At 48.8% G+C, this 3,573-nt stretch carries 3 protein-coding genes and 1 riboswitch; all 3 genes read left to right on the plus strand.

Translation table 11 applies throughout. The features are described 5' to 3' along the window. The first annotated feature begins 160 nt into the window (after positions 1–160). Positions 161–240: riboswitch (adenosylcobalamin-variant (AdoCbl-variant) riboswitch) on the plus strand. Between the two features lie 8 nt (positions 241–248). Continuing rightward, complete coding sequence (gene cobG / locus Q5691_RS27350) at positions 249–1,826, plus strand: precorrin-3B synthase (RefSeq protein ID WP_333348371.1); 1,578 nt, start codon at positions 249–251, stop codon at positions 1,824–1,826. A 179-nt stretch (positions 1,827–2,005) separates the two neighbouring features. Next, positions 2,006–2,635, plus strand: coding sequence for a precorrin-8X methylmutase (locus tag Q5691_RS27355; protein WP_333217043.1), 630 nt, complete (start codon positions 2,006–2,008; stop codon positions 2,633–2,635). After that, a complete protein-coding gene (locus Q5691_RS27360; protein ID WP_333348374.1) occupies positions 2,632–3,342 on the plus strand; it encodes a precorrin-2 C(20)-methyltransferase in 711 nt (236 codons plus the stop codon). Before Q5691_RS27355 ends, Q5691_RS27360 begins: the two co-directional genes overlap by 4 nt. Positions 3,343–3,573: the final 231 nt, after the last annotated feature.

Below are 3,573 nucleotides of genomic sequence, written 5' to 3' on the forward strand. Positions count from 1 at the left end.
TTTGTAAAGGGGTTTGACGACAGTTAAACTGATGACTGTGATTAGGAAAGCTGATGTAAGGAGAGACAGGGGCGTAGGTTGCGGGGTCCGACGCCATCGCCAGGGGTTTTGTTAAGAAAGTTGAGGGTTTTGCTTTCTGTAGGTCAGCTCGTGATACCTTTCTAAAACCTGAAAGCGGGAAAGTCCGGTGCAATTCCGGCGCTGTGCCGCAACTGTAAAAGTCAGAATGCCGATTTCGGGGGCGCTTTGTGGGCGTTTACTTTTGGATTCCCTGCGTAGCACGGGGAGGAGATTATTTGTTAGCTTTGACTGATTTGCCGACTTGTCCGGGTTTATTTTACGGTTCCCAAGCCCGAGACGGAGTTTTATCGAGAATGCGGATTCCGGGGGGAATTTTAAACGCGCAGCAGTGTCGGACGATCGCCGATTTAGCCGATCAATACAGTACCGGCTGTTTGCAAGTGACAAATCGGGCAAATTTGCAAATCCGAGAAGTGAAATCGGAAATTGCCCCGGAAGTCTGGAACCGCTTGCAGGAATTGGGGATAGCGTCTCGCCGCGTTGAAGTTGACCCGATTCGCAATACTATGGCAAGCCCGACAGCAGGGATCGATCGCCAGCAGTTACTCGATACTCGCCCGCTAGTGAAAGCTTGGGATGATTACCTGCAAACGAATCCCGAATTGTCGGAACTTTCGCCTAAGTTCAGTATTGGCTTCGACGGCGGGGAATCTGTTTCGATCCAGGCTTTACGCAACGATATTTTATTAGCTGCTGAAGCGCTTTCAACCCAATCAGAAATCCTTTTTAGGCTACATTTAAACGGCGATACAGGAATTTTAATCCAAGAATCGCAATGTATTTCAGTATTAGCCACCCTCGCTAGCACCTATCTTGAATACACAAAAAATCGACCTCGAATTGATGGCAAAAAACCGCGTTTGCGTCACCTGCTGGCAGATTGGGGCGCTGAAAGTTATCTAGAAAGGGTACAGCAGAATTTACCATTTTTAGGGCAATTCACATCTTGCACATTTCCCAAAAACAGGCAAGATACCTGTTCCACAAAGAGTGAATTTCCTTGTGGGGTGGGCATCTTACCCGCCCGATTGATCGACTTATCTGAAAAATCCCTCCCCAATCACCGACATCTCGGCATCCACCCTCAGCGACAGTCGGATTTATCCTACATGGGAATTGCACTGCCTCTAGGTAGGCTAGAATCAAAGCAACTGCGGAATTTGGCAAATGTAGCCCAAAAACTAGCCAGTGGTACTCTGAGACTTACGCCGTGGCAAAATCTGTTGATTTCTGATATCCCCAACTCTCAGCTTTTTGAGGTAAAACAGCAAATCGCCGATTTGGGATTGCACTCGTCGGCGACTCGCCTAGATTCGTGCTTGGTGGCTTGTGCCGGCAGCAGCGGCTGTGCGTCGGCGGCGACAGATACTCAAAGTCACGCCCTAGCAATGGTGCGGAATTTAGCGCAAAAATTGACGATCGACCTGCCGATTAACATTCATTTCAGCGGTTGCCAAAAGTCCTGCGCCCAGCACCAGCCAATTGATATCACGCTGGTGGGAATTCAGATTGAGCGAGGACACGAGACGATCGAAGGTTACGACATTTATGCGGGTAGAAAAGATTTGCCCTTCGGACGACCAATTTTTCCGGCGGTGAGTGTGATCGAGATGCCCCGTGCGATCGAGCGAATGTTGCGAGTGTATCAGCGGTTTCGAGAGCCTTTGGAGTCATTTGGTGAGTTTTTTGATCGGCAGGCGATCGACCAATTGCAGGAGTTGTTGAGCACCGAAAATCGGAATTAAAAGTGAAAAAAGATCCCATTAAAAATGACAATTTTTAAGTATTTCTCTTCCTAATCTCTCTGGATCTTTCTTCCTTCGCGTCCTACCCTACGGGAACGGCTTCGCCGAAAGAGCCTTCGCGGTTCATTCAAAAAATCTATTTCACAAATCCCACGAAATTCTCATAGCAGTTTTAAACAATGATTGACTACATTCGAGACGGAACAGAAATCTACATTAAATCCTTCGCCACAATTCGAGCCGAAGCAGATTTGTCAAGCTTGCCACCCGATTTAGAATCGGTAGCCGTGCGACTAATTCACAGTTGCGGCATGACCGATATTGTTACAGATTTAGCAGCTTCCCCCGGTGCAGCCACCGCGGGACACAACGCCCTCGTCGCAGGTGCGCCTATTCTCTGCGATGCCCGGATGGTGGCCGAAGGCATCACTCGCAAACGCCTTCCCGCTGACAATCCGGTGATTTGCACCCTCTGGCATTCCGAGATCCCGGAGTTGGCACGGCAAATGGGAAATACTCGATCTGCGGCGGCCCTGGATTTATGGCTGGACAACTTGCAGGGTGCGGTTGTGGCAATTGGCAATGCCCCAACTGCTTTGTTCCGGCTACTGGAAATGCTGGATGCCGGAGCACCTAAACCGTCTTTAATTCTGGGTTTCCCGGTAGGATTTGTGGGGGCTGCCGAATCCAAAGCCGAACTGGCCACCAACAGTCGGGGAGTGCCATTTATTACGTTGCACGGGCGGCGCGGTGGCAGTGCAATGGCAACGGCGGCCGTTAATGCGTTAGCGAAAAAGGATGAATTATGACTAAGGCTACTGGTAAATTGTATGGTTTGGGTATTGGCCCTGGCGATCCAGAGTTGATTACTTTGAAAGCTTATCGGATTTTGCAATCGGTGTCGGTGATTGCCTATCCGGCGATGGAAAATGGTAAGGTGCTGGCGCGGGCGATCGTCGCAGATTATCTGCGCCCGGAGCAAATTGAGATTCCGATGCCGCTACCTTTTAGTCCGACGCGATCGTCTCAACCTTATTATGATATTGCTGCCGAGAAAATTGCCGCCCATCTGAGCGAGGGACAGGATGTGGCGGTGCTATGTGAGGGCGAACCTTTTCTCTACGGCTCGTTTATGTATCTATTCAACCGTTTGTCAGGGACATTTACCACTGAAGTTGTGCCGGGAATCTCTTCGACAATGGCGAGTGCGGCTGCGTTGGGGGTGCCGCTGACTTATCGTAACGATGTGTTAAGTATTATGCCTGCGACGCTGGAGGCTGAGGTTTTGCGCGATCGACTGGCGGTTGTTGATGCTGCTGTGATTATTAAGCTGGGCCGGCATTTTGCGAAAGTCCGGGACGTACTGATTGAGTTGGGACAGTTCGATCGAGCACTGTATATAGAACGCGCAACTATGCCGAATCAGCGAATTCGGGCGATCGCAGATGTCGATCCCGCTGAAGTTCCCTATTGGGCTCTCATTATGATCCCCAGCCAGCAAAAGTCTGTATCTTAATATTTCCATGCCTGAAGGCGACGCGCTTCCAGGCTTTACCTACTTTTTTGTGCATTCTTACCTCTTTATCCAGTTTTCTTCATATTGATAACTTAAGCTTATAACTTTCATTAGTTAATTTGTTGTTAAAAAAACTTTACAAACCTGAGAATATGCTTTATGTTTATTTACATGGCGGAACACAAAGCCGTCACGAACATTGAAAACCAAATAAAGCAATCATAAACAAAT

The organism is Microcoleus sp. w1-18aA5 (genome assembly GCF_036701705.1).
GTDB lineage: Bacteria > Cyanobacteriota > Cyanobacteriia > Cyanobacteriales > Microcoleaceae > Microcoleus.

Bases quoted from the DNA above. Each gene is read 5' to 3' on its own strand.
- Q5691_RS27355 (WP_333217043.1), top strand. From the start codon at position 2,006: ATGATTGACTACATTCGAGACGGAACAGAAATCTACATTAAATCCTTC.
- Q5691_RS27360 (WP_333348374.1), top strand. From the start codon at position 2,632: ATGACTAAGGCTACTGGTAAATTGTATGGTTTGGGTATTGGCCCTGGC.